Origin of the sequence: Rhizobium leguminosarum, assembly GCF_002953715.1 — a bacterium.
Taxonomy (GTDB): Bacteria; Pseudomonadota; Alphaproteobacteria; order Rhizobiales; family Rhizobiaceae; genus Rhizobium; species Rhizobium leguminosarum_V.
This window is the reverse complement of the sequence record NZ_CP025012.1, coordinates 143,213-167,909: the sequence shown is the minus strand read 5'-3', so window position 1 is coordinate 167,909 and position 24,697 is coordinate 143,213. Positions and strand designations below refer to the sequence as shown.

Annotated in this window: 21 protein-coding genes and 1 tRNA gene; 11 read left to right on the top strand and 11 right to left on the bottom strand. The window is 57.0% G+C overall.

Going from position 1 to position 24,697, the window contains the following annotated elements:
• Nucleotide 1: 1 nt before the first annotated feature.
• The 3 genes from CUJ84_RS00890 to phoR all read right to left on the bottom strand — a co-directional run bounded on the left by CUJ84_RS00890 (nucleotide 2) and on the right by phoR (nucleotide 3,196).
• Nucleotides 2-1,036, bottom strand: coding sequence for a substrate-binding domain-containing protein (locus CUJ84_RS00890; protein WP_003556194.1), 1,035 nt, complete (start codon nucleotides 1,034-1,036; stop codon nucleotides 2-4).
• Nucleotides 1,037-1,506: 470 nt separating this feature from the next.
• Nucleotides 1,507-1,899: an endonuclease domain-containing protein gene (locus CUJ84_RS00885; RefSeq protein ID WP_105004842.1), complete on the bottom strand. Its 393-nt coding sequence runs from the start codon at nucleotides 1,897-1,899 to the stop codon at nucleotides 1,507-1,509.
• Nucleotides 1,900-1,972: 73 nt separating this feature from the next.
• Nucleotides 1,973-3,196, bottom strand: coding sequence for a phosphate regulon sensor histidine kinase PhoR (phoR, locus tag CUJ84_RS00880; protein ID WP_105004841.1), 1,224 nt, complete (start codon nucleotides 3,194-3,196; stop codon nucleotides 1,973-1,975).
• A gap of 241 nt (nucleotides 3,197-3,437) precedes the next feature.
• Here phoR and ppk2 point away from each other — a divergent pair, with 241 nt between their 5' ends.
• The gene (ppk2, locus tag CUJ84_RS00875) at nucleotides 3,438-4,319 is read left to right on the top strand and encodes a polyphosphate kinase 2 (protein ID WP_105008056.1); all 882 of its coding nucleotides are present in this window, start codon (nucleotides 3,438-3,440) and stop codon (nucleotides 4,317-4,319) included.
• A 27-nt stretch (nucleotides 4,320-4,346) separates the two neighbouring features.
• On the opposite strand, the gene CUJ84_RS00870 is transcribed toward ppk2, so the two are convergent.
• Nucleotides 4,347-5,534 (bottom strand): regulator, encoded by a 1,188-nt coding sequence (locus CUJ84_RS00870; protein ID WP_105004840.1) that lies wholly within the window; start codon nucleotides 5,532-5,534, stop codon nucleotides 4,347-4,349.
• 288 nt (nucleotides 5,535-5,822) lie between these two features.
• Between CUJ84_RS00870 and CUJ84_RS00865 the strand changes: the two genes are divergently transcribed.
• The 5 genes from CUJ84_RS00865 (at nucleotide 5,823) to CUJ84_RS00845 (ending at nucleotide 10,215) form a co-directional block, all read left to right on the top strand.
• Nucleotides 5,823-6,782: an NAD(P)H-dependent flavin oxidoreductase gene (locus tag CUJ84_RS00865; RefSeq protein WP_105004839.1), complete on the top strand. Its 960-nt coding sequence runs from the start codon at nucleotides 5,823-5,825 to the stop codon at nucleotides 6,780-6,782.
• A gap of 121 nt (nucleotides 6,783-6,903) precedes the next feature.
• Nucleotides 6,904-6,979 (top strand) — tRNA-Thr (locus CUJ84_RS00860).
• Nucleotides 6,980-7,043: 64 nt separating this feature from the next.
• Nucleotides 7,044-8,726, top strand: coding sequence for a site-specific integrase (locus CUJ84_RS00855; RefSeq protein ID WP_105004838.1), 1,683 nt, complete (start codon nucleotides 7,044-7,046; stop codon nucleotides 8,724-8,726).
• Between the two features lie 268 nt (nucleotides 8,727-8,994).
• Nucleotides 8,995-9,747, top strand: coding sequence for a hypothetical protein (locus CUJ84_RS37805; RefSeq protein WP_158686886.1), 753 nt, complete (start codon nucleotides 8,995-8,997; stop codon nucleotides 9,745-9,747).
• A gap of 6 nt (nucleotides 9,748-9,753) precedes the next feature.
• The gene (locus tag CUJ84_RS00845) at nucleotides 9,754-10,215 is read left to right on the top strand and encodes a thermonuclease family protein (protein WP_105004836.1); all 462 of its coding nucleotides are present in this window, start codon (nucleotides 9,754-9,756) and stop codon (nucleotides 10,213-10,215) included.
• Between the two features lie 1,010 nt (nucleotides 10,216-11,225).
• Here the strand turns inward: CUJ84_RS00845 and CUJ84_RS00840 are convergent.
• On the bottom strand, nucleotides 11,226-11,861 hold the full coding sequence (locus CUJ84_RS00840; RefSeq protein WP_105004835.1) for a recombinase family protein: 636 nt from the start codon (nucleotides 11,859-11,861) through the stop codon (nucleotides 11,226-11,228).
• Nucleotides 11,862-12,305: 444 nt separating this feature from the next.
• Here CUJ84_RS00840 and CUJ84_RS00835 point away from each other — a divergent pair, with 444 nt between their 5' ends.
• Complete coding sequence (locus CUJ84_RS00835; RefSeq protein ID WP_105004834.1) at nucleotides 12,306-13,805, top strand: AAA family ATPase; 1,500 nt, start codon at nucleotides 12,306-12,308, stop codon at nucleotides 13,803-13,805.
• Between the two features lie 276 nt (nucleotides 13,806-14,081).
• Here CUJ84_RS00835 and CUJ84_RS00830 read toward each other — a convergent pair whose 3' ends face one another.
• The 3 genes from CUJ84_RS00830 to CUJ84_RS00820 all read right to left on the bottom strand — a co-directional run bounded on the left by CUJ84_RS00830 (nucleotide 14,082) and on the right by CUJ84_RS00820 (nucleotide 17,789).
• Nucleotides 14,082-14,561 (bottom strand): restriction endonuclease subunit S, encoded by a 480-nt coding sequence (locus CUJ84_RS00830; protein WP_105004833.1) that lies wholly within the window; start codon nucleotides 14,559-14,561, stop codon nucleotides 14,082-14,084.
• Nucleotides 14,558-16,486, bottom strand: coding sequence for an HsdM family class I SAM-dependent methyltransferase (locus CUJ84_RS00825; RefSeq protein WP_105004832.1), 1,929 nt, complete (start codon nucleotides 16,484-16,486; stop codon nucleotides 14,558-14,560). Before CUJ84_RS00825 ends, CUJ84_RS00830 begins: the two co-directional genes overlap by 4 nt.
• 484 nt (nucleotides 16,487-16,970) lie before the next feature.
• Nucleotides 16,971-17,789 (bottom strand): hypothetical protein, encoded by an 819-nt coding sequence (locus tag CUJ84_RS00820; protein ID WP_105004831.1) that lies wholly within the window; start codon nucleotides 17,787-17,789, stop codon nucleotides 16,971-16,973.
• Nucleotides 17,790-17,877: 88 nt separating this feature from the next.
• Between CUJ84_RS00820 and CUJ84_RS00815 the strand changes: the two genes are divergently transcribed.
• Nucleotides 17,878-18,258, top strand: coding sequence for a hypothetical protein (locus tag CUJ84_RS00815; RefSeq protein WP_105008055.1), 381 nt, complete (start codon nucleotides 17,878-17,880; stop codon nucleotides 18,256-18,258).
• A 257-nt stretch (nucleotides 18,259-18,515) separates the two neighbouring features.
• On the top strand, nucleotides 18,516-20,006 hold the full coding sequence (locus CUJ84_RS00810; RefSeq protein ID WP_105004830.1) for an MDR family MFS transporter: 1,491 nt from the start codon (nucleotides 18,516-18,518) through the stop codon (nucleotides 20,004-20,006).
• Nucleotides 20,007-20,064: 58 nt separating this feature from the next.
• Here CUJ84_RS00810 and CUJ84_RS00805 read toward each other — a convergent pair whose 3' ends face one another.
• On the bottom strand, nucleotides 20,065-20,910 hold the full coding sequence (locus tag CUJ84_RS00805) for a class I SAM-dependent methyltransferase (RefSeq protein WP_105004829.1): 846 nt from the start codon (nucleotides 20,908-20,910) through the stop codon (nucleotides 20,065-20,067).
• Between the two features lie 277 nt (nucleotides 20,911-21,187).
• Here CUJ84_RS00805 and CUJ84_RS00800 point away from each other — a divergent pair, with 277 nt between their 5' ends.
• The gene (locus CUJ84_RS00800) at nucleotides 21,188-21,439 is read left to right on the top strand and encodes a hypothetical protein (RefSeq protein WP_018244624.1); all 252 of its coding nucleotides are present in this window, start codon (nucleotides 21,188-21,190) and stop codon (nucleotides 21,437-21,439) included.
• Nucleotides 21,440-21,578: 139 nt separating this feature from the next.
• Here the strand turns inward: CUJ84_RS00800 and CUJ84_RS00795 are convergent, their stop codons facing one another.
• The gene (locus tag CUJ84_RS00795; RefSeq protein WP_105004828.1) at nucleotides 21,579-21,956 is read right to left on the bottom strand and encodes a nuclear transport factor 2 family protein; all 378 of its coding nucleotides are present in this window, start codon (nucleotides 21,954-21,956) and stop codon (nucleotides 21,579-21,581) included.
• A 126-nt stretch (nucleotides 21,957-22,082) separates the two neighbouring features.
• Between CUJ84_RS00795 and CUJ84_RS00790 the strand changes: the two genes are divergently transcribed.
• Complete coding sequence (locus CUJ84_RS00790; RefSeq protein WP_105004827.1) at nucleotides 22,083-22,541, top strand: MarR family winged helix-turn-helix transcriptional regulator; 459 nt, start codon at nucleotides 22,083-22,085, stop codon at nucleotides 22,539-22,541.
• A 26-nt stretch (nucleotides 22,542-22,567) separates the two neighbouring features.
• Here CUJ84_RS00790 and CUJ84_RS00785 read toward each other — a convergent pair whose 3' ends face one another.
• A complete protein-coding gene (locus CUJ84_RS00785) occupies nucleotides 22,568-24,565 on the bottom strand; it encodes an ABC transporter ATP-binding protein/permease (RefSeq protein ID WP_105004826.1) in 1,998 nt (665 codons plus the stop codon).
• Nucleotides 24,566-24,697 lie beyond the last annotated feature (132 nt).

Here is a 24,697-nt window from a genome sequence, read left to right as displayed (position 1 = left end):
ATTACATGGACTTGCCGGCTTCGACGTCCTTGCGGATCGCGTCGCGTTCGGCATCCGGAGCGGCAACGAGGCCGTATTCGACGAGCGGGCTGTCGGGGCCGATCATCTGGTCGGATACGAAGAAGTTGACGTATTCCTTCAGGCCCGGAACGGCGCCGAGATGTGCCTTCTTGACGTAGAAGAACAGCGGGCGGGAAACCGGGTAGGTGCCGTTAGCGATCGTTTCGGTGGACGGAACGATACCGCTCATGCTCGCAACCTTGAGCTTGTCGGCGTTGTTTTCGTAGAAGGAAAGGCCGAATACGCCGACGCCGGTCTTGTTGGCGGCGATGCGTGCGAGGGTTTCCGGATAGTCGCCGTCGATGTCAACGGCAACGCCGTCCTTGCGGACTGCGACGCAGGCCTTGCCCTGGGCAGCCTTGTCGGCGATTTCCTTGGCGATGACGTCGGTTGCGCCAGAGGCCTTGCAGCCGGCGGCGAGAACGTTCTGTTCGAAGACTTCGCGGGTGCCGTGCTTTTCGCCCGGGATGTAGGCAGCGATATCAACAGCCGGAAGCTTCGGGTTGACTTCCGACCACTTCTTGTAGGGGTTGGCGACGAGCTTGCCGTCGACGACGACCTGGGCTGCGAGGGCCTTGTAGATGTCGGCAGGAACGTAGGCGACGTCAGGGTTGGAAGCGTCGGTTGCGAAGACGATGCCGTCGTAGCCGATCTTGACTTCCTGGATGTCGGTTACGCCGGCAGCCTTGCAGGCTTCGGCTTCGTTCTTGTTGATCGGACGCGAGGCGTTCGCAATGTCGATGGTGTCTTCGCCAACGCCCTTGCAGAATTCCTTCAGACCAGCGCCCGTACCGCCGGATTCAACGACCGGCGTCTTGAAGTTGGTGAAGGTTTCGCCGAAGGACTCGGCAACGATCTTTGCGTAAGGCAGGACGGTGGACGAACCAGCAACCTGAATCTGGTCGCGGGCGACGGCAGCGCCAGCGAAAGCGGCGGTTGCAGCGAGCGCGGCAACAGTGAGCTTGAAGGTGTTCATGTAAATCTCCCGGCATTTGGGCTTGTGTGAGTGCGGCCTTAGAGAGGCCCTCGCATTGCCTTTTTTCATCGGCGAGACTCTCTTAGCGCTGTAAGCACCGTCCTTTTATGTCAAAGCCGTGAAACATTTGTGACAGGTTAAGCTTTTGATTTATAATGTTATATTTTAAGCCTGCCGATCGATCGTGTCGGGCGACCGGCAAAGCTCGGCGGTCAATCCACCTCGCGTTGTAAAAATGGCTGCAGATAAGCGATCGGTTGCGGCCACTTTCCGCTTGCGCCTTTCATCAAAGTCGTTTCGCGTGATTTCCCCTCACCCGGCTGCCGCCACCTTCTTCCCGCTCGCTGGGCGAAGCGGATATGCCGCGCCCTCTCCGTTCCTCGCCAGCCTCTCGCTGAGGCACGTCCCCTCGCCCCGTCTTTTACGGGGAGAGGGTTAGGGTGAGGGGCAAGCCACACGGCACATCATCGCTAATCATCTGCCGCAGGAAAGAATCGCAAATCCGCCACCTCGACACGCTCGGTCAATCGCCCGTCGCAGATTGCAAGAATCGTATCCAGCACCGATGGTAGTACCGTCAGAACATCCACATTCCAGAAACGAACAACCGACCAGACATTGCCGGTCATGAAGACATCACGAATGCCGTCTCGTCGATTTTCCGCATGTTGGCTGCCGTCGATTTCAATGAGTTCACGGCAGGCGAAATCTGCAAAATAGGGACCAATCGGCAATTGTCGGACAAACTTGTTTCCGTTGAGCCGCCGATCGCGCAGCTCATTCCACAGTCTGTCTTCTGCATCATTTTCCGACTGACGCAATGATCGCGCTCGGGCGGTGGTTTTGGGCTTGGGACCTCTCATGAGAGTCGTTCCGTGTGATTTTCCCCTCACCCTAACCCTCTCCCCGTAAAAACGGGGAGAGGGGACAAGCCTGTCAGAAACGGACGGTAAAGTCCGTACCCTTGCCGACTTCCGACTTGACGATCAGCCGCGCGCGGTGGCGGGTGAGGATGTGTTTGACGATGGCAAGGCCGAGGCCGGTGCCCTTCTTCGATCGGCTATCCTCGATGCTGACGCGGTAGAAGCGCTCGGTCAGGCGCGGCACATGTTCGGCCGGAATGCCCGGACCCTTGTCGACGATGCTGACCTCGACCGGCTGGCCGGTGCCGTTCTTCAGCCAGACATCGACGATCTCGCCCTCCTGGCCGTATTTGCAGGCATTTTCCATCAGGTTCTCGAAGACCTGGACAAGCTCGTCGCGATCTCCCAGCACCTCGACCTTGCCGTCGGGCAGATGCAGGTTGATGTCGACGCCGACATCCTTTGCCAGCGGCACCAGCGCGTCTCTGACATGGCCGAGCAGCGGCACCAGATCGATCTTCTCATCCGGGGCGATGTGCGATTTCAGCTCCAGGCGGGAGAGCGACAGCAGGTCGTCGACCAGCCTGCTCATGCGCGTCGCCTGATCGAGCATGATGTTGAGGAAACGCGCCTGCGCCTTCAGATCGTTCTTCGCCGGCCCCTGGATGGTCTCGATGAAGCCGCGCAGCGAGGCAAGCGGTGTGCGCAGCTCATGGCTGGCATTGGCGACGAAATCCGAGCGCATGCGGTCGATGCGGCGGACCTCTGAAATATCGCGGAAGGAGAGGATGAAATAGCGCTCATGCGGGCCATCATCGGCCGCGAATTCAATGGGCGCGCTGCGCACGATATAGACGCGCTCGGAGGGCAGCCGCTCGGAATGCTCGATCTGGTTCGGCGCGTTGGTGGCGATGGTTTCGCGCACCATGTCGAGCACGCCGGGCGAGCGCATACGGGCCGATATATGGGCGCCGAGCGCCACCTCGCCGAAGGCCTTTTCGGCAGCGCGGTTCTGGAAGAGCACCGAGGCGTCGTCCGACAGCAGCATGACGGGGAAATCGAGGCCGGAGAGCGTGGCGGAAACCTCCGGCAGGCGGCTTGGCGGCGCCTCCGGCTTGATCTCCACCGGCGGGGCGGGTTCGGCCTCGATGACGGGCGCCTCATTGAAAAGCGCGGTGAGGATCATCACAAGCAGCAGGACAAGCACAACCCACTTGTTCATGCCGGCGGCAAGCGCGGCGAGCGCGCTGAGGATCGCCGCAAGCAGCACCGGCCGTTCGCGCCTTATGCGCGCCAACAGGCTTTTTCTCCATGGAGTTTCGTCTGGCAAGTGCCCTCGCGGCGTCGATTCGTTTTTCTTTATATTGAACTCTGCCTGATAGCGGCAATTCATGACAGAAGTTTTCGGGCTGCCGCTTTGAAGCGAAAGGCCGCGGCCGAAACCCACGAAAAATTACCGCCCGACTGCGAAAGATTTGATTTTCAACGGTAACTATGTTCGCCTGCGGGAAGAGAACAATCAGGCTGAGGAGGACCATATGGACGAGGACGTCGAAAACAGGGCCGTGGAGCTGGAGATCCGCGGCAAGAAACGCACCTTCGATGTCGACGATCCCATTCTGCCGGACTGGGTGGACGACCATGCGCTGGAATCCGGCGACTTCCCGTACAAGAAGAAGCTCAAGGAAGAGGACTATCTGGAGGAGCTGGAAAAGCTGCAGATCGAACTCGTCAAGGTGCAGTTCTGGCTGCAGGCGACCGGCAAGCGGGTGATGGCGCTGTTTGAGGGGCGCGACGCTGCCGGCAAGGGCGGCGCGATCTCGGCCTCTTCGGCGCATATGAACCCACGCCTTGCGCGCGTCGTGGCGCTGACCAAGCCGACCGAGCGCGAGCAGGGGCAATGGTATTTCCAGCGTTATGTCGCGCAGTTTCCGACGGCTGGCGAATTCGTGCTGTTCGACCGCTCCTGGTATAACCGCGCCGGCGTCGAGCCGGTCATGGGTTTCTGCACGCCGCAGCAATATGAGGATTTCCTCAAGCAGACGCCGCAGCTCGAAAAGATCATCGCCCATGAGGGCATCTTCTTCTTCAAATTCTATCTCGATATCGGCCGCGAGATGCAGCTCAAGCGTTTCCACGACCGCCGGCACGACCCGCTGAAAGTCTGGAAACTGTCGTCGATGGACATCGCCGCCCTGACGAAATGGGGCGACTACAGCGACAAGCGCAACCGGATGCTGAAGGAAACCCATACGGATTTCGCGCCTTGGACGGTGATCCGCGCCAATGACAAGCGGCGGGCGCGCCTCGAACTCATCCGCCACATGCTGAACAAGATGGATTATGACGGCAAGGACAAAAAGGCGCTGGGCACGGTCGATGCGGAGATTATCGGCTCGGGGCCAGGCTTCCTGAAATAGGCTGGCTTCCCGAAATCGAAAGCCCCGTCACTGCCCCGGCAGAATGCGGATGGCGAAGAGGTTGATGCCGCGCGCCTTGCCGTCGAGATCGCTGTTGATCGTCAGCGTGCCCGGCGAATTCGGCGCCAGCGAGCGGTCGAACTTCACCTGCAGCAGCGCATCCGATTTTTCGCGGGTGACGTTGAAGCGATGGCGGGCGCAATTGCCGAGCGTCTGGAAATTGCACTCGACGGTGATCTGGGTCGGTTCGTCGGTGGTGGATTGCAGCGTCAGCGCGATCGTCGAGGATTTGCCGGCAAGCTGCTGCAGCACCGAGGGCGGAACACTGATCGAGATATTGCCATCGGCAGTACCGCTTTCGGAAATCAGCCGGACGGCGGGGCCGTCATTCTCGGCGATTTTTTCGGTGCGCGCCCGCGGGCCGCTGGTGATCTTGTCAGCGTCCTCAGGCTTGAACAGCGGGATCCAATCAGCCGAGAAACTGTTCTGCGGATCGATGGTCACCGGCTGATCGGTGTGGGAGGCGGCATTGCCGGCACCATCGTCATTGCCGGTGAAATCCTCCGGCTGGGTGCTTGCCGGCGGATTGGCAACGCTGGTGTCGCGCTCGGCCGCCGTCATCAGCAGGCCCGATGTATGCGCCCACCAGGCGCCGATGCCGATGAAGGCCAGCAGCACGCACCAGACGAGCAGTCTCGAAAAAAACTTGCGCGGCTTGCGGCGGCCTGCCGCCCGCTCCGGGCGGAAATCCATATTGGTGGCGCGCTGACCGCGGGCAAGGCGTTCCTCGCCGACAGGGGCGGCAGCCAGATGATCGGTACTCCCGGCATGCACGTCGTCGAGGCTGGACTCGTCGCCGCGGCTCGGGGCCACGTCGGGCGCACGGGTCTCGCCTGAGACCATGGGACCGTCAAACTCATCGACTTCGGCGTGGTGAACCGGCGGCGCCGGCATTTCCACCACCGGCGGCACGGGTACTTCAGGCGGCCTCTGGCGGGGGTGAAGGCGGTCGCGCTCCTCGCCCTCGATGGCGTGGATGGTGCTTTCGAGGCGATGGCGGTGATGGGCGACGACCTCGGTGTCGGTGATATCCTGCTTGCGCAGACCGGCTTCCAGTGCCTGGCGGGCCGACTGATAGATCCTCGCTCGAACCTCCGGATTGTCGCGATCGGAATTCTCGAGCGCAGTTCTGATGGCCGTTTCTAATCCGCTCACATTCAGTCCTTCACCTTGAATTCGGCATCGGACTGCAATCCCCGCCGTTCTCCATCAAAATTCGGTAGCGTCAAGTGCGGCAAACCGCAAGCCTTGCGAGGCCGGGCCGCCGTTGATCGGCGGGGATAATCGGCAGGTTTCACCGCTTGCGGGCCTTATTCTATTAGCTTTCTCGGACGTATATATTCGGGCTGAAATCGACGAAGGCATGGCAGCCGCTCTTTTATCGCCTTTTCATCTCTGTTATGAGATTGACGTTTTCGTAAACGTCAATGGAAGCGATGAGCCATGGCCCTGCCCCCGATCCTCAAGGACAGATTGAGACTGCCGGTCATCGGCTCGCCGCTGTTCATCATCTCGCATCCGGCGCTGACGCTGGCGCAATGCAAGGCGGGCATCGTCGGCGCATTCCCGGCACTGAACGCCCGGCCGGAAAGCCAGCTCGACGAATGGCTGGCCGAGATTACCGAGGAGCTTGCCCGCCACGACGCCGCCCATCCGGAGCGGCCGGCCGCCCCCTTTGCCGTCAACCAGATCGTCCATATGTCGAACAAGCGGCTGGAGCGCGACCTCTCGCTCTGCGTCAAATACAAGGTGCCGATCGTCATCTCCTCGCTCGGCGCCGTGCCAGAGGTCAATGCCGCCGTGCATTCCTATGGCGGCATCGTGCTGCATGACATTATCAACAACCGCCACGCCCATTCGGCGATCCGCAAGGGTGCCGACGGGCTGATTGCGGTGGCGGCCGGCGCCGGCGGCCATGCCGGCACGCTTTCACCGTTCGCGCTCATCCAGGAAATCCGCGAATGGTTCGACGGGCCGCTGCTGCTGGCCGGCGCCATCGCCACCGGCGGCGCCATCCTTGCCGCAGAAGCGATGGGCGCCGACATGACCTATATCGGCTCGCCCTTCATCGCCACTGAAGAGGCGCGCGCCACGGACGCCTACAAGCAGGCGATCGTCGAAGGGGCCGCTGGCGATATCGTCTATTCCAATTATTTCACCGGCGTGCACGGCAACTACCTCAAGCCCTCGATCGTGGCTGCCGGCATGGACCCCGACAACCTGCCCTTAGCCGATGTCTCGAAGATGGATTTCGAGCAGGCTGTCGGCGGCGCCAAGGCCTGGAAAGACATATGGGGCAGCGGCCAGGGCATCAGCGCCATCAAGGCGGTCGAGCCGGTGGCAAAACTCGTCGACCGGCTGGAGGCCGAATACAGGGCGGCGCGTGCCCGACTGGCGCTCTGAGGCGCGCCTTCCCGCCCCTGCCCTCTTTTTTGCCAAAGCCGTGACAGGGTGCTTGAAATCTTCAGACAATGGCTGTATCAGCGCCATGCAAATCGCAGGCCGCATGCTTCGGCCGTGAGAGGCCGCTTTAGCTCAGGTGGTAGAGCACATCATTCGTAATGATGGGGTCGCAGGTTCGAGTCCTGCAAGCGGCACCATTTCCTTTTAAATCAAAGACTTGCTACGGGCTTCCACAGGTGGGACATTCCGGTGAGGCATTTCTTGTTCGTTCCCACGTACCTTCTCAAGTCGCGGCACGGCCTATTCTACTTCCGCTGGCCACTACCGAAGCAGCTCCATCCGCAACGCAAAGCCGAAACGATCAAGCTATCATTACAGACGCGTGACCCCCATAAGGCATTGCGCTTGTCTCGCTCTTTGATCCAGATAGGCGAACAATTGAACGACCATGGAATTGCGTACGGGATGCGATACGACGAACTGCACGGCCTGCTGAAAAAGCATTTCCGCGAGCTTCTCGACAAGGTTAGAAACGAGATAGATGTCCAAGGCCGTCTGAGTGAAAAGACGAGGCGGGATTATGAGCTACGGCTTGCGACGACTGAGCAAGAAATAGCAGAAGGTAGACCTCTTTCATTCGATACCGGCTACCAGACGCTACTAACTGGTTTTATGGCACAATACCGCGTGCCGTTCTCGAAAGCAGATGAACAATACACGTGGCTAGAACGAGACTTCAAAAAGGCCGTCCGTAGTTTTTTGAAGGCGGCGCTCGATCACGATGCATCCTACGACCAATTTGACCTAAGCGCACCGGTTGACCGCACCACATCTGTTGTGGAACCACAGCCCAGACCGTCGCCTGCCCCTTTCGAACAGACTAGCAGCACAGGCATCACGATAGAAGAACTCGCCAAGCGGTTCATCATGGAGCGAACGCGGGGTGGCAATTGGGTAGCGACCACAGTGAGCGGCAAGGAGGAGTATCTTAGCCTGCTCACCGAGCTGTTCGGCACCAATCGGAGCATCGCCACTCTGACCCAGCAGGACGTTACAACCGTTAAGGACACGCTGTTTGCTCTTCCGAAGCATCGCCACAAAAAGCAGGCGACTATAGGAAAGCCGCTAGCGGAAGTGCTGACGATGACGAACCTACCTCGCTTGTCGGTGCCGTCGATCAACAAATATCTACAGACCTACAATGACTTTTTCGGCTACGCCCACCAACACGGCCACATCAACCAGAACTTGTTTGCAGCCGTCTCCATCAAACAGAACCGTCAGAAGCAGGCGAAGACCCGCGCAGGCTTCACACCAGAGCAAGTGCGAACCATTCTGGAAGCCATTGTGGACAACGGCCTTGTGCATGCTCGCAAGCCGCATCAAAAGTGGGGACCGCTGATTGGCTTGTATACCGGCGCGAGACTTGGCGAGATCGCTCAGATCGATCTTACAGACATCAAACGAGAAGATGGCATTTGGTTTTTCGACCTCAATGATGAAGGCGATGGCAAGAGGCTGAAAACCTTGTCGTCAAAGCGCAGAGTTCCAATACATAAAGATCTCATCAATCTCGGCTTCCTGGACTACGTACAGACGTTGCGTAAGCGTGGCGTACCGAAGCTCTTTGACGATCTTAGCACTTCCGTTGAGCATGGACGTGGGCGGGCTATTGGCCGCTGGTTCAACGAGACCCTGCTCCCATCCCTCGGCATCAAAACGCAACTGCTGGTGTTTCACAGCCTGCGACATACCGTTGTGACCAAGCTGGGTAACGCTGAAGTTGACGGACCACTTATCAGCGCCCTCGTAGGACACAGCCAACAGGGTGTGACTTACGGCACTTATTTCGGTGGCCATACCCTGCAATTGTTAAACGACGCGATACAGAAGCTGGACTACAGCTTACCAGCGCAGAAAGCTGATACTGCCATTCAGCATTGACACGGATTCTTGAATACGAGAAACATCCCTTGAGCCGTACGTGCGGCTCAGGGGCGTAGTAACCCCTCAAGACTAGGACTGCGTGCCACTGAATTGGCACCACTCTTCGACCTATGGTCGGGGAGCCTGCGGCGTATGCAACAGGTTCTCCGAACTAAAGGCCGTAGGGCCGTGTCTTGCGGTTACTAACTCCCCGATCACCAGAGATCGAAGGGCCATTCGCGGGGACGTACCGCGCCTACCGCCCTTTCTGTGCGGGGGCATCTCATTGAAATCGAACGCGTCAGCTACCACGGCCGCGACATACCGGCAGACCTCCAAGCCCGCTTATCGTACTTCGATCGTACGGGCGGCATTTTGGACCTGCGTACTAGCCGCATCTTTAATGGTATTGCCTAGTGGCGTTTACGCTGCCTGCGAATTTGATGCAATTCCAGAACAATACCGCCCGCTAGACCTGTCGGAAGGTACGACGACCACTATGGGGCAACCCGTCATTGGCAGTGAAGCTGCCAGCACGCGTGCCGAACGTGAATGCCGGCAAGAGCAGAACCGGCAGTCTTGGTATCAGACATTGGGCATCGGCACGGACGACAACACCGAAACCTTGCTCAAGGGAACTGCTGACAGCTTCAATGCAGGCGGCAGCTTTGTGTTCGACATTCTGGCAGCATACCAGCGCGCTTATCGCAATCCGGCCGATTCGGGTTTCGACCCGCTGGCATGGCTTAGTGAGAACCGAGAAAAGAACCAGATCGAAACGCAATACCTTTCCTCGTTTGCCGGTACGAGGTCGCAAGCAGAAGCCAATGCCCTTTTGGCGGACGTGAACGAACGCGAGGCGGCACAAGCCCGTGTGCGGCGCATGGGTACGGCGGCACAATTTACCGTCAAAACAGTTGCCGCACTTCCCGACATTGCGATTGCACTATGTGGTCTTGCGCTGCTGTCGATTCCAGCGAGGTCCGTTTTCCGGCGCACCAGCATGGAAAAACCAAAGCGCGCCACGGCTGACAACTAACGTCCAATGGGCAAGCATCTCATTATCAGTACGGCGGCAATCACTGCGGCCTGCCTTGGTTCTGGCATAAGCGTCAGCATTGCTTTGGGTTCCCCTGCCACCACTACGACCGATGACGCCCGACCGTCCTACGGGCGATGCGGGACAGGACCACGGGTCAACTGCATCGTGGACGGTGATACGCTTTGGAGCAATGGAGTCAAAATCCGCGTTGCCGACATCGACACACCAGAAATTAGTCAGCCCAATTGTGCAGCCGAAAAGGCGCTAGGCGAACAGGCGACGCTACGGCTTATTGAACTGGTCAACATCGGTCCTTTTGCCATATTGGCATGGAGAAACCGGGACAAAGACAGGAACGGGCGCGAGCTCCGGGTACTGGTACGCGGTGGCCGATCCCTTGGCGACATTCTTGTGTCGGAAGGTTTGGCCCGGACATGGACCGGGCGCAGGCAACCGTGGTGCTGATGGCATTGGATACGGGCGGGGCAAACAGATGTTATAAACAGCGCGAATTACCAGTTCGGCGCACAGGAATATTGAACGATACCAAAATCTTAGGTTAATTTTAGCGATGCCGAAAATTCCCGCATTCGCCCGTAGGGAGGCATATTGTCGTCACAGCACCATTGCCCTACTCCGACCACAGTTCGCGCCCTGGCGGGCCTCTACGGCTCCAAGAGAGGGGATCGGAAGGCAAAGCATCCAATCGAACTTATGAATTGACAGTATTGGCCCGAAGACCGCGATTGCATACTAAGACTTGGCGGTACTTCGTATGCTGTAGATCGGTCTTGTATTGCAAATTAGTACTTAAAATTCTTGCATGTACTTGTCATAGTCGGATCGTACTCAACCGTGATCCGGTTCAAGTTCCGAGCGCTCTATATTTCATCCAGCCGAGAGCCGGTACGTTATATCTGTAGTCTTTGATTATGAACCGGGCAGTATGGCAGTGCGACCAACAGACCGACATGACCTAAATGGATGCCAAGTTCACAGATATGATCTGTACATTGAAAACGAATAGATATCTATATTTCATCTAGCGTCCCAATTGTCATCTATCCGGTATAGATATCTATATGTATTCAACATTGCAAACTATTACGCAGTCGCAGTTATGCATCTATAGCACTGCTGAGATCATCTATCTATTGATATCTAATGTATTAGATCTACATTAATGACATAGTGTACATTATATTATGTATACGTACTTAGTACCTACTACGGCATTATCTTCTGGATTGTATTCTGTACATACTACTGCATCTAACTGTTCATATATACATTCGTATATCTGCTTAAACCGATGCGCCGCCTGTTATTCCTAAAAGGGTCCGGTATATTAAGTTGCTGTATTTAAACATTAAATACGGTTTTAAACTATTGGTACTATCTGGCTCATACGATCTGGACAAACGAGACAGATAACAGACCTTCAAACAACCCGGACCTACAGTTTCGCCCTAACCTCACAAACCCCATTTCGCCAAAGCGGCTTCGGATGCTGCCGGATTGCTTTTGATCCTGAGTACCGTCTGTCTGGTCAATCCGGTTGCCTTGGAAATCTCGGAAGCTCCGTTGCCAATTGCCAGCATGTCCACCACCTGGCTGAATGCCTTCCGGTCATAGCTTGGCTTCTTTCCCCGGTAGAGATCGGCGTCGCCCTTCTTTGCATCTATTCCGGCCCGCTGAGCGGCTTTCGTCGCTTCGGCCTGCGCCTGAGCCGTTGCGGCCATGAACGCAATCAGCGCGTCTCTGACGGCTTGCTGTATCGGGTCCGCCGTCGCTCCGTCGAACGTCATGCCGTTGATGACCGTTTTCACGATCACCCCTTGCCGCATGAAGTGCCGGATGGCGTCCGTCACATCCTCGTAGTTTCGCCCTAGCCTATCGACCCAACGAACGACCAGTACGTCACCACGGCGGAGCCTATCGTACAGCCTCTTGCCTTCCGGCCTGTCTACAAGCCTCGTGGTGACGCCTGACACGCCATGATCAGCAATCACCTCGTCAATCACAAAGCCTGCTTTTTCGGCCTGCGTCCGTTGGTGGTCGAGCGTCTGGTCTATGGTCGATACGCGAGCATACAGCACCGTCTTAGACATGGCCCAATTCCTTTGTCCGTTAGGGTTCTGTCCGTTAAAATGCATGTACGTTGGCCTAAGTCAACCCTTACGTACATACTTTCGTGCACCATTCCAGCTGTACGTTGCAGTATACCCCTGCGGACACAGCCCCCCACCTCGGTCTTATGTCCTCCGTGTTGACATGAATGCTGGATCGAAAGGATCGTAAGCATTGCCGGGCGATCATTTGGTGCAGTCAAGCCAGAGGCACCCCCGGGGGGAAACGCCTGCACGAATGGACTTAAATACCCTCTCGTGAAAAAATACAGTTTTCAGCATTTCTAAAGAGCTTACAGGCAGACTTGCGAGGTCGATGCGGGGGAGGACCGGTGTCCCGTACCACTTGGATGATCCATTCGTAAATGCGTCTGCGATACGACTTCCGCGTGTTAGAAGCGAAGTCTCTCATCTCTAGGAGCTCCGATGTACGACGGTCCCGCTTTTGTACGCGAACTTTCAATTGACAACTTCCGCTGCTTCTCTGCGGAGAAGATCAAATTGGCGGTGCCGAACGGTAGCCTTGGTAGCGGCCTAACCTTGTTTGTCGGGAACAATGGAACAGGGAAGACGTCGGTCCTTGAGGCATTAGACTACCTGTTCAGCGGGCGATACAAGGCCGAGAACAAACTGAGCATCAAAGACTTCAACGACTTCGTAAAGCCCATTTCAATAGCAGGCACAACCGAAAGATTTAGCGTCAAATCAGAACTGGAGTTCTACAAGGGGAAATACTTCAACTGTACGGGACTGAAGTTCTCTGCTGAGCCAAGGGACAGGAAGCAGGCGGGCAAACTGTTATCGTCGCCAATTTCAGCGAAAAGCCATTACTCATTGGACGAAAACGCCTACTACAACGAAAGCGACGGACAGCCATACCTTCAAAGCAAGTCGCGCGACACAAAGACCGTGGACCCGCGAGAACTAACGCTCGACACGGGCAGGATCGTGCCGAACGGCGTCAACGTCTTCTACTTTGACAAGAACCGCGCCCGCCATCTGGCAAGCGGCACTTACCGTACAACCTTCGATGCGATCTGCGAGGATCTGAATTGGCGATACCAGAAGAAACTTCGGGAGGAAGGAGCGAGCGCTGACTACGCTTCCAAGGTCACAAAGGACGTTTTCATTTGGGCGCTGGACACAGCACAGAAGGGGATCGGAGGCAAGTTAGGTGAGCAATTCAGCGACTTCTTCGACAATGCCCATTTCAAGAACCTAAGACTTGAATTGCTGTCCCTATTGGAACCGTTTTCGTCGGCGTTTCTCGCTGTCCGCGCCGAAGATGAAATTCAGCAAATTACAACGCGGAACCTTGGTTCCGGGGTCGAACTCGTATTGGCCTTGCTGCTTCAGCGTCTACTCTCCGATCCGGCGAAGGGCGACAAGATACTGCTGATAGACGAACCTGAAATGCACTTGCATCCCACTGCCCAAAAGAAGCTCGCCGATCTCCTGCTTGAAGAAGCCAAGACCTGCCAAATTGTCGTAAGCAGCCATTCCCCTTACTTGCTCCAAAGGCTGGTGAAGTTCGGGACGACGAATGTGTTTTCGTCCACAGCAGCGGGCAAGATAGAAGTGGAGCAACAAGCGACGGGCGCTGGCCTGTTTCCGTGGAGCCCTTCGTTCGGCGAGGTCAATTTCAAAGCCTTTGCCATGCCGACGGTGGAATTCCACAATGAGTTGTACGGCTACCTCCAATCAAAGCACAAGCTCCCAAGATCCGAGGATGTTGACAGTTTCTTGTCGAGCAAGGGCTTTCCAAGTGACCACACATGGGTGCATGCCGGGACAAGAAAGTCGTACATGGTTTCAGAATGCACATATGTGCGACACTGCATTCACCATCCCGAAAACACGATCAACTCGACTTATGCTGAGGCGAAGCTAGACGCTTCCATCAAAAAGCTGGTTAGCGCCCTGTGAAACTAGCCGTTTCGGCTTCCCGCCCGCTGAATGTCCTTAGCCTGCTTGGTGAGTGCCTGTGCCGATGCTCGGCGGAAGCTGTCCGGCTGGTGCTTGTCGAAGCACCGGCCCACCTGGGCGGCGATCATGCCCGCCAGTGCCGCGTCCTAGTATGGAAAGATCGCGTGCATTGCCGAGAGATCATTTAGTGATACCTAGCCGACCAGCAGCATCCCACGGGGAAACGGCTGCTCGACGACGCTTAATTACCCCTCGTAAAAATATCTCAGTTTGAGATTATTGCTCTTTGACCGCGCCATCCAATCGACGATGCCAGTTGCGCAGCACACCGTCGAATTCCGCGCCAAGCCAATTTGGCAATTCAGAGAGGTCCGGAATGAGAAGGTCCTTCAATGTCCGGTTCGCCTGCCGCCCATAGTTGAACCGATACTTGTTGGCGCGGATGGACATGCAGTAGTAAATTTTCTGCTCCACACTTAGTTCAACTTTAGAACGCAAGCAGTATAAGTCTCGACCGCTGTAAAATGGCTCCGGTTGCAAGAATGTTTCGAGCACCGATCCGCCACCAGCCACAGTCATAACGCCAGCTTCTATTGGCTCAAGCCCCTCAATAAGCTTTACCTTCGCGGACACACCGTTGTTGTTCGCGGTTCTTGAGACGAAATTAATACCATCCTTGTCTAACGTGAGTTTATTCAACTCAAGATTAACACCGTAAAATACATCGAAAATTTTAGATACCTTAACTAATTTCACAATGCATCCTCATCTTCTTTCTCAGGAAGAGGCAATATGTCATTCATCAGCTGAAATATAAGATATTGCTTTACTGTGCTTTTGTAGTCATCTTGGTTCAAAACGCTATAGTCAGTTTCCATGTACGCTTCAGCGCACCATTCATCCACTGCTGTTACTCTTTTTGACACACTTTCGCCGACATGGACTTCTCTGTTTCTGTAGCTATCGACCCAGTGATCTCGTATCTGGGCCCAATGACCGTTCAGGTCTATTCGACCACGCTTCTTGGTCTTGACGAAAGCGTCGTTCTTCCAGTACCCAAACCACGTTTTCTTATTCTGCTGTTCATGGGGTTTGTGGGCTGTGAACACCATTATGCAGACGACAGTACCCACGGGATAGAACAAGTCGTCCGGCAGCGACATGACCGCTTCCAGCGTGTGATGTTTCAGTATCTCGTTTCGGGCCGGGTGTGGTGCAATCGCGCATGACATAGGTACTACCGCAATGCCGGTGCCGCCTTCCGTAAGGCAGTCCAGCATGTGTTTGGTGAAATGTAGCTCATGAAGGTCCTCATCGGACTGGGAGAAAGGCGGGTTAAGCATCCCAATGTTTGCGTCGTGCTTTTTAACCGCATCTGCTATCGCAGGATCGAAACACGACCCCTGGTAGAGGTTGGCCTTGCCATCTCCACGGAGGATCATGTTTGACGCCGCCAATGCAAACATGTTGGGCTGCTGCTCGACCCCAACAAGCCCATGCGCTCTTATGCGCTCACGCTCGGCTTCCGTGGTCGTAGCCTTCATCATCTGATGCATTGCGGAGATCAAAAACCCGCCTGTGCCCGCACAAATGTCAATAACCGTATCGTCCTTACCGACGTGAGCCAGCAGAGAAAACAATTCCGTTATATGCCGGGGTGTAAGAACAATACCCAAGGCCTTCTTGTCGCCGCCGGTATACTTTAGGAATTCACCGTAGAACTGACCTACAACATCGAAATCGTGATAGATACTAAGGAACGGCCAAACTTTCTCATTTAACTCGGAAATGAGTTCGTTTAGTATTCCTTTCGGATAGGACTTCGTTGCTTTACCAAGCTCAGGGTGAACAGATATACTTGAATATGGCTGTGCCATATTATCTTTCTTGGCCTGCGGGATTTCAGCCTTTTCAATTTCAGTTTTGATGACCCGTATCCACTCCCTTTGGAGCTCGTCAGGTTTATATTCGTCAAAACTTTTGGCGAAAGCAGCATTCCGCAGTGCAATCAATGTCCCGCTTACTACGAGTGGCTTTTCACTCTCTGTTAATTTAGCGTGATCTCTCATGAAATCATGGAGTTCGCGGGAAAAAGCCATCAGCTCGTCGAACCGCAATCTCTGAACCGTCTCGTCGAAAGAGGCGTGCCGAATTAGCTCATCCCACGACAGAAAACTTTCGATAGGAAGCCCTTTGTCCGTTTGAAGGACCTTCGGTGCGGCAGCTCCCTTTGAATGAAGGAAAGTCGAAATTTGAGCAGAAGCGAGCGTCTCACCACTCACTGCAATAGCAATTACATTCATCTCTTTAGAAATTAGCGCGGAATAGTGGAGAGCTCCGTCGATAGCATATCGTTGAACTCTCTTGGCTCGTGCGGCTGCTGACTCAGCCTGTGCTTCCGCTGCAATAATGTCGGCAAGCTCGCCACTGGCATGATCTTTCGTGCTTGCCTTGCACTCTATGACGATCACAAAATCTGGATTGCTGGGGGCTGTAATTATGAACTCAGGGGAACCGCCCCCGCCCTTGCCCGATTTGCTACCTGTCCTGAGAGCTCGCTTCAGCGCAGCGATGTTAGTTTTCTGCTCTTCAATCTGGATGTCTGACGCTGGGTCATAATAGCCGAGACCACGGAGCTCCTCACGAACGACATTCTCAGTCTTCCGTTCGTTCTTCGCCATAATAGTCCCCTAACGGTGGTGATTCGTCCGTACCGACTGCTAGAGGAAATTGCATTAATGCAGAGTCAAGAGCCAGTACAAATTCCTGCAATCAGCGCACGATGATGACCGTGTGTTGCAACTGGGGCACTGGGCAAACCTCACTTGTCGGTGAAACGGTGTGTCCTAATGGATGCGGCGCTGCGTCCCGTAGCTATGTGCATGTTGCGCCGTGCCTTCGGCTCCTATAGAAAGCGGGTACACAACAGTGAGACATCGTGTTTCACTGCCTACCCGTAGAGCCCCTGGTTTACAACGCCTTTGATCTCAGGAAACGCTTCCTGCAAGCGGCACCATTTTTCTCGTAGACTTCAGTATGTTGTAGAGACGGTGCGCCCGAAGTTCGGCGGTCCTTTTTCCATGCGCAGCGCTGGGGCAACAAAGGCGGCTCAGTTCGGCGCCCGCAAGCTGCCACAGCCGGAAGAGCCTACACCATATCACATATTCATTTTATTCTCTTCGACGAGATATTCGCCCTCGCGTAAGGCCCCCTCTGTGACTCCCGTACGGCTTCGATATTGAGGTTTTTCTTGACGATTGAGCACAACTGCGCCGCGGGGATATTCTCGGGCTTGAGCAGCATGTGAATCTCGGCTTCACTTACTCCCAAATCCTCGGTCACCACTTCAAACATGGTCCCCACTTCCATCCTCGCGACCGGTTCGCGGTTTTTCCCGTCCTCGTAAGCGAGGCGCTGGGTCTCCAAATAATTCCAATAAATCTGTTTCTGATCGAGAATGGACATCGCTTTGGGAGATAGATTTCTGCGAACAAACTCCAGACAACCTTCCGGATACTGTTCGCTGAGAATGTCAGCTATTTCACCCGATTTCTTTAGCACCTCGATCGCCGTGGCGTCGCTCGCACGCGAGAACGCAAGATTGCTAAATTTCCAGCGGACTGCGGCCATGGCTTTTTGAGCAGCTATGTCGTCTCCTGCCTGAAGCATGCTGTCTATCTCACGCGCTTCACCCATGTGGTCTTTGAGAACCGCCTGTAGCAAAGGATCGATAGTTCTAATCTCCTCGATCCACAAATCGACCGTTCCCTTGTCCGCATCTTCCGCAATCGCGACTGATGCGAGCAGTCCGATTATGGCCAACAGCGATATTAACCTCTTCATGCAACGCCCCCAGATGCTGCTTGCCCTATTTATATGGAGCCATTGAAATGAATAAAATACTCTTTTGCTGTCCGGGCCGGATACGCTGAGCCACAACATTGCTCCAACATCGAACCCAGCCGGCTTCGGAAAAACCGCCATTCGCTGGCTTCGAAATGCACCCCCCACACCGGAACAATGCCACCCCCGATCAGGTTTTCTCCCTGAGACAACCAGCATGGAGAAAATCATGTCCTGCAAATTCATCGCAATATCGCTGCTTTCGATTGGCCTTGCCGGTCCGGCGCTGGCGCAGACGGCCGGAGGTGCGGATGCCAATGGGCGGCTTTCGGTGGCGCCGATCATTGGCGGGTCGGGGAGTTCGGCCGCCGGTTCCGCCGGGGCCGGGTCGGCTGGTACTGGGTCTGTCGGCGGCGGTGCAACGAGCACCGGGCCTGTCGGAACTGATCCCGGCACCACCGGCAGCACGACCGTCAATGGCGGCGTCGATCTCAATAGCGGCCGCAGCACGATCAATCCCGGCGGGGTCAATCCCAACCTGCAGCCGACGCCGGGTTGCACCGGGGGAAGCGCGGACACCGGCTCGCTCAGTGAGGCATGCCCGCAATGAGGATCATGCGATTGGTTGCCTTCCCTCCTGATAGAACGAAGGCCCGGGCGGAACGGCGCCGGGTCTTCGTTTTCGACCGACCTTCCTTCACATGACGCGAAAACAAATGCCATCATGAGAAACCGGTCGCGGCCTGCTTTACCGGTTGGGCTTGAGGACGTAAAAGGACGGTATCACTCCGCAAGCGGCGCATCGCCCCACACCCAGCCAGCCTGCCGATATTCCCGGCATCTGCGGAGCACCCGAAGAGGATCGTCATGTCGAATGCAGCGCAACGCTCGAACCGCGTGCTTATCGTCGCCACTATCATGCTCGCGACCTTCATGGTGGCGATCGAGGCGACGATCGTGGCGACCGCAATGCCGCGCATCGTCGGGCAGCTCGGCGGTTTTTCCTATTACAGCTGGGTGTTTTCGGCCTTCCTGCTGGCGCAGTCGACGACCACGGTTATCTACGGCAAGCTTTCCGACATTTTCGGGCGCAAGCCGGTGCTGATCGGCGGCATCCTGATCTTCCTGGTCGGCTCGCTGCTCTGCGGGCTTGCCTGGTCGATGATGTCTCTGGTGCTGTTCCGGCTGCTGCAGGGGCTCGGCGCCGGCGCCATCCAGCCGGTGACGACGACGATCATCGGCGATCTCTTCAAGCTCGAGGAACGCGGCCGCGTGCAGGGCTTCATGGCGACCGTCTGGGCGACGTCGGCCGTCGTCGGGCCGCTTGCCGGCGGCATCATCGTCGACAACATCTCCTGGGCCTGGATCTTCTGGATCAACCTGCCGATCGGCATCATCTCGATCATCGCCTTCATGATCTTCCTGAAGGAGGACGTGGCGCACAAGCAGGCAAAGATTGATTACCTCGGCTCGGTGCTGTTTTCGATCTCGATCGTGGCACTTCTCGTCATGCTGACGGAAACCGATGCCAGCGCCTGGATCCTGCTTTCGCTTTTCGCCGTCTTCGTGGTCGCGGGCCTTCTCTTTCTCGCCCAGGAGAAGCGGGCGCCGGAACCGATCATTTCAATCCCGCTCTGGAGCCGAAGGCTGATTGCGACTAGCAATGCGGCGACGCTGCTGGCCGGCATGGCGCTGATCGGGCTTTCGACCATCCTGCCGATCTATGTGCAGGGCGTGCTCGGCCGTTCGCCTGTTGTCGCCGGCTTCACGCTCACCATGCTGGTCGTCGGCTGGCCCCTGGCGGTGATCCTCTCCGGCCGTTTCTACAGGGCCTTCGGCATCCAGCGCACCTTGCGCGTCGGCAGCCTGATGTTTCCCTTCGGCGCCACTTTCCTGTTGTTCCTGACGCCGGAAAGCTCGCCGATCGTTGCCGGCGCCGGCTCCTTCTTCATGGGCTTCGGCATGGGTCTCATCAGCCTCACCAGCATCGTGCTGGTGCAGGAAAGTGTCGAATGGTCGATGCGCGGCAGCGCCACAGCCTCGATCATCTTTTCCCGCAGCCTCGGCAATACGCTCGGCGCCACCGTGCTCGGCGCCATCCTCAATGCCGGTATCAACCACTATGCGAGCGGCGAGGCGGCGGCGGGCCTGCATGAGGCGCTGAACCAGCCAACCGGGCTCTCGGCGCTCGCCGCCGATCCTGACATCCGCGCCGTCTTCGATGCGGCGCTGCACTGGAGCTTCTGGGGCGTCGTCGTCGTCGCGGTGCTGACCTTCTTCACCACCTGGCTGATCCCGGTCGGTCATGGCCAGAAGCGCGAAGGGGCGGCTGTCCCAAGCGAGGCGGCTTCGCATTAAGCGGTTCTGCTTGTGGAAACGCAGAAATGCTGTGTTTTCACACGGATGGATGAGCAGGCTATCGCGTGCCTGTGATCACAGTTGCGGTTGAGCGAAGGTGGACCTTGCCGTCGCTGACGGATTGCAGCGCGAGCTCCAGGACCTCGCGACGGATCTTCTCCCGTGTTGCCGCGTCGGCCTTGGATAGCCCAGCGACAACAGGTGCGGCGATCTCGGTCATGAAATCCCAGTAGCTCGTTGGGGCATCGTGCACCATCATCGTCGATACTTCTTCCACGGCGACGTCGAGAAGGCCCGCCTCTTTGAAGGTCTCGACGATCATGCCTTCCCCGGCGCAGCGGAACAGGCCCGGAGAACCGGGCGGCGGCGAAGGCATGTCCACATGGCGGGCGATCGTGCCCATGACCGTGGTCGCCCATGGATTTTTGGCAGGCACGCTCCAGACTGCGGCGCAGACCCGCGCACCGGGCTTTGCGACGCGCGCCATCTCCCTGGCAGCGGCAGCGATATCCGGGAAGAACATGAACCCGAACCGGCATAGGACGGCGTCGAAACTGGCGTCGGCAAAAGGCAACGCTCCGGCATCGCATAGGCGAGTTTTGAAGTTTTTGAGGCCACGTTTCTCCGCATTTTCGGCGGCAGCAGTCAGCATATTTTCCGAGAGATCGGTGACGACGACATGACCATCGGGGATTGCCGCCGCCGCCGTCAGGCCGGGTTCGCCAGTGCCGGCAGCTATGTCAAGCACGCTAAAGCCGTTGGAGAGATTGGCGCGCCGAAGCATGGCGTCACCAAACGGGGCGAGCCAACCGAGAACCAGGCTGTCCCATTTCTTCCAGCCGGCGGAAAATTTGTCCCAGGTCTCACGTTGCTGATTACGGATATCGTCGAGATTTGCTGACATGCACCGGCTCCCCCATCCGTTCAACCGGCAAAGCCCGGAACATCGACACTATGCGCCGCTGATGTCGGGATTCAATGGAAATAAGCGCCATCGGGCCAATCGCCAGGCATGACCAAACCTGTTGGGACGGAGTGATTGAATTGACCAAGACTATTGGAGCTTTTATACAATAGCTTTTGCAAAACTCCGGATTAGCCAAAAATAATCCTTTTAAATCAATGGGCTTCTCCGGGATGGTGCCAAATCAAGAATGCGGAACCAGCGGATTGCTGAAGCGATGCAGCCCGGCTGTATGCATCAGCCATGGAGAAACAAAATTATAAAGATCATGGTCTTGCTGCACAGCGCCGATGGCATGGCTTGGCAGTCTCCCCCTAAAGGCACCAGCCTGAAGACATTGAGCGAAGCCGAAGAGCAAGGTTTCATCTTGATCCGCGGGGAATTTCAGAAACGGCAATTCCGTCTGACGGAGCTGGGCTCCGACTATGTCGAGCGCGACAAGCGGCGTCTGGAAGCGCGCAGGCTCTGAACCGATACCGCCGGCTAAGCGCGAATTAGACGCACAAGCCAGGCCGCCCGACGGCCGAAAGGCGGGTCTGACAATGGCGCGTCGCAACAGGAGCGGTCATCCCCGCATAGGGAGTACCAGCTTACAGAGCATGCTGGGCTTACAGCGCATCCTGGATATCGAAGCGAACGATCTTATCGCCGTCCATGCGGAAGATATGCGTTACGGTCTTGTCCTTCAGGCCATGGGCCTGCCCCTCCAGCGGCCGGCCATCGAGGTCAAAGACCTGTTGGATCACCTCGACAGCGACGGCGCCGTCTTCGGTTTCTTCAAATGCGACCGGCTCGACGTGTGGACTGATCACAGCCCACTGACGTGTCCAGTAGTCGCGCACGGCCTCACGACCTTTGACGTGGCCACCATTCATGCCGTTGGCCCAAGCGACGTCATCGGAAAGGACGGCAAGGACAGCGTCGATGTCTCTGGCATTGAAGCTGGCATAGATGCGCTTGATCATTTCGACGTGATTGTTGGGCATGTCGTTTCCTCAATGGAGATTGAAACATTTGTTGGGCGGCATCGAAACGGCATTGCCCCGTGCCACGTATGAAGATACATACGTACATATATATCTTGTGGTCAAGCGCAGGCAAGAGGTGAGCGAATGAATGAAGACGTGCTTTCTACGCCGGGGCATCTCATCAGTCTTGCGGCGCGGGGGTTCGCCCGTCTCAGCGAGTCACGGCTTAAACCGCTCGGCTTCGGTGTCGGCCAGTTGCCTGTCCTGGTGGCGCTGCAAAATGGCAAGGCAAGCACACAGCGCGACCTCGCCCGCTTTGCCAGGATCGAGCAACCGCCGATGGCGCAGATGCTCGCTCGCATGGAGCGGGACGGCTTGATCGAGCGGACACGCGACCCGGCTGACGGCCGCAGCAGCCGCATCGTGTTGACGAAGGCTGCACGGGAAGGCATGCCTGAGGCCATTACGGCCTTGTTCCAAGGCAATAGAGAGGCTTTGACCGAGTTCACAGATACGGAAGCGGGACAACTGGTCGATCTGCTCAAGCGGCTGATCGAAAACCTGGATCAGATTGCGAGCGCAGAGTCTGCGTCAGGCGATTGATGGTTTTGTGGCCAAGCGGACAATTTCTATTCTGGGACTGCGCTGTCTTTATTCGAGGTCGTGCTGCTTTTCGGCAGTGAGGGGTTCTTCAAAACGCGTGACAGCAAGTTCCGTTTTCTCTTGCGTGGGACAAGATCAATATCGCTAACAAGCTTTGCGCCACCCTCGCGCCGCTCCAGCGTGATCTTGCGGCTATGGAAGGCTTCCAGCTCAGCCCGATGTGCGACACTGACGATGGTCACGTCAGGCAATTCATCGATCACCATCTGCATCATCTTATCCTGGCTCTTCTCATCGAGTGCTGACGTTGCTTCATCCAGCACGATGATATCGGGATGGTGGAGCAGCAGACGCGCAAAGGCGAGCCGCTGCTTTTCACCGCCCGACAAGGTCTGGTCCCAGGGCGCATCTTCCTCGATCTTGTCGTTCAGATAATCCAGTCCCACCTTGTCGAGCGCCGCCTTGATCTCATCCGGCGTCCAGCTGTCGGCGGCGCCAGGATAGGCGACGGCACGGCGAAGCGTCCCGGACGGGATATAGGGCCGTTGCGGCAACATGAACAATCGTCGGTCGGCGTGGAAATTGACGCTGCCTTCACCCCACGGCCAAAGACCTGCGATGGCGCGCACCAGCGTGCTCTTGCCCGAACCGGATTCGCCGGCGACCAGCACCCGCTCTCCTGGTTCGATCACGACCTGGGTTTCCTTGACCACGGCAGTGCCATCGTCAAGCGACACGGAAAGATCGTTCAGGCTGAGCATCGCCTCGCCTTCCGTTTCACCGCGCTTAATGCGTCCAAGCGCGTTGCTCTGTTCGGCGCGCTCGAGCCCATCGAGCGACATCATCAGCGAAGCGATGCGCCGTGCACAGGCGTTCCAATCGGCAAGACGGGGGTAGTTGTCGACCAGCCATCCGAACGCGCTCTGAACGATGGCGAAGGCAGAGGCAGCCTGCATGACCTGCCCAAGCGTCATGCTGCCTTCGAGAAATTTTGGAGCGCACAGCAAAACCGGGACGACCGGCGCAAACAGGCTCGACCCCTGCGACACAAGGGCTGTGCGCATATGCTGGCCTGCCAGGAGCGCCCATTGCCTCAGAACATTGGCGAAGGTCTTGTCGAGGTCGTTGCGCTCCTCCTCTTCGCCGCCGAGCAATGCGATGCTCTCGCCGTTTTCCCGCACATGCGTCAGCGTGTAACGAAATTCGGCTTCCGCTTGATTTTTAGCCTCGGAGACGCGGACGAAATGGCGGCCGATGACCGTCATCGAACTTGATGTGATCGCGGCGTAGAGGACCGCAGTGATGACGAGAAAGCCGGGAACAGTGACGGTCGAACCTGCGATCGTCAGAGTCAGAGCCCCGCCGATCGTCCAGAGCACCACGATGAAGGTCGAGGCCGACAGAAAGGCGGCAATGACACCAGAGATGAAATCGACAGGTGCTTCGGTGGCAATCCGCAAATCCTCCGCGATGCGCGCTTCGGGGTTCTTGTGGTCGCCACCGATGAGGTTCAACTGATAGTAACGACCGCTGGCGAGCCAACGCGCGATGACGGCTGTTGTCAGCCAGGAACGCCAGCGGCGCTGGATCATCATGCGAAGGGCGACTTGTGTGGTAACAAGGGCGGCAGTTCCGAGCGCCAGCGGCAGGAATACGACGCTCAGGACATAGACGGTACGGGCATTATGTTGCTCCAGGGCGTCAAAAATCGCGCGGTTCCAGAGATTGATTCCGTACTGGAAGCCGACATTCATGCCGATCAGGGTCAATAGCCCGATTGTGCACGGCCAGGCGAGCTTGTCACCGCCGCGGCCCCAGTAGCGGCGCGCGCTGATCCAGAAACGCTTGAGCAAATACCGCTTGCGCGCCTGCTCGGCCTCTTCAGGCGTCAGCTCCGGATCGGGCTCGATGGCATCTGGCGGCGGCATGACCTCGACAGTCGATGCCGTCTCCTGGGGCGAGTTCCCGGCACCGTGCGGTTCGGTGCCATCGACCGATTTCGGGTTGAGTTTAGCGGCCGTCATGAGCGCGATAACGGCTTACACATCGAAATGTTTCATAGGACCGACGGCTGTCCGATTTACGCGGATAGCTGCCCCTCACCCTAACCCTCTCCCGCTCGCGGGGCGAGGGGACGTGCCCTGCGAGAGGCTGGG

Bases quoted from the DNA above. Each gene is read 5' to 3' on its own strand.
- CUJ84_RS00890 (WP_003556194.1), bottom strand. From the start codon at position 1,036: ATGAACACCTTCAAGCTCACTGTTGCCGCGCTCGCTGCAACCGCCGCT.
- CUJ84_RS00885 (WP_105004842.1), bottom strand. From the start codon at position 1,899: ATGAGAGGTCCCAAGCCCAAAACCACCGCCCGAGCGCGATCATTGCGT.
- ppk2 (WP_105008056.1), top strand. From the start codon at position 3,438: ATGGACGAGGACGTCGAAAACAGGGCCGTGGAGCTGGAGATCCGCGGC.
- CUJ84_RS00865 (WP_105004839.1), top strand. From the start codon at position 5,823: ATGGCCCTGCCCCCGATCCTCAAGGACAGATTGAGACTGCCGGTCATC.
- CUJ84_RS00845 (WP_105004836.1), top strand. From the start codon at position 9,754: ATGGGCAAGCATCTCATTATCAGTACGGCGGCAATCACTGCGGCCTGC.
- CUJ84_RS00840 (WP_105004835.1), bottom strand. From the start codon at position 11,861: ATGTCTAAGACGGTGCTGTATGCTCGCGTATCGACCATAGACCAGACG.
- CUJ84_RS00835 (WP_105004834.1), top strand. From the start codon at position 12,306: ATGTACGACGGTCCCGCTTTTGTACGCGAACTTTCAATTGACAACTTC.
- CUJ84_RS00825 (WP_105004832.1), bottom strand. From the start codon at position 16,486: ATGGCGAAGAACGAACGGAAGACTGAGAATGTCGTTCGTGAGGAGCTC.
- CUJ84_RS00820 (WP_105004831.1), bottom strand. From the start codon at position 17,789: ATGGCGGTTTTTCCGAAGCCGGCTGGGTTCGATGTTGGAGCAATGTTG.
- CUJ84_RS00815 (WP_105008055.1), top strand. From the start codon at position 17,878: ATGTCCTGCAAATTCATCGCAATATCGCTGCTTTCGATTGGCCTTGCC.
- CUJ84_RS00810 (WP_105004830.1), top strand. From the start codon at position 18,516: ATGTCGAATGCAGCGCAACGCTCGAACCGCGTGCTTATCGTCGCCACT.
- CUJ84_RS00805 (WP_105004829.1), bottom strand. From the start codon at position 20,910: ATGTCAGCAAATCTCGACGATATCCGTAATCAGCAACGTGAGACCTGG.
- CUJ84_RS00800 (WP_018244624.1), top strand. From the start codon at position 21,188: ATGCAGCCCGGCTGTATGCATCAGCCATGGAGAAACAAAATTATAAAG.
- CUJ84_RS00795 (WP_105004828.1), bottom strand. From the start codon at position 21,956: ATGCCCAACAATCACGTCGAAATGATCAAGCGCATCTATGCCAGCTTC.
- CUJ84_RS00790 (WP_105004827.1), top strand. From the start codon at position 22,083: ATGAATGAAGACGTGCTTTCTACGCCGGGGCATCTCATCAGTCTTGCG.
- CUJ84_RS00785 (WP_105004826.1), bottom strand. From the start codon at position 24,565: ATGACGGCCGCTAAACTCAACCCGAAATCGGTCGATGGCACCGAACCG.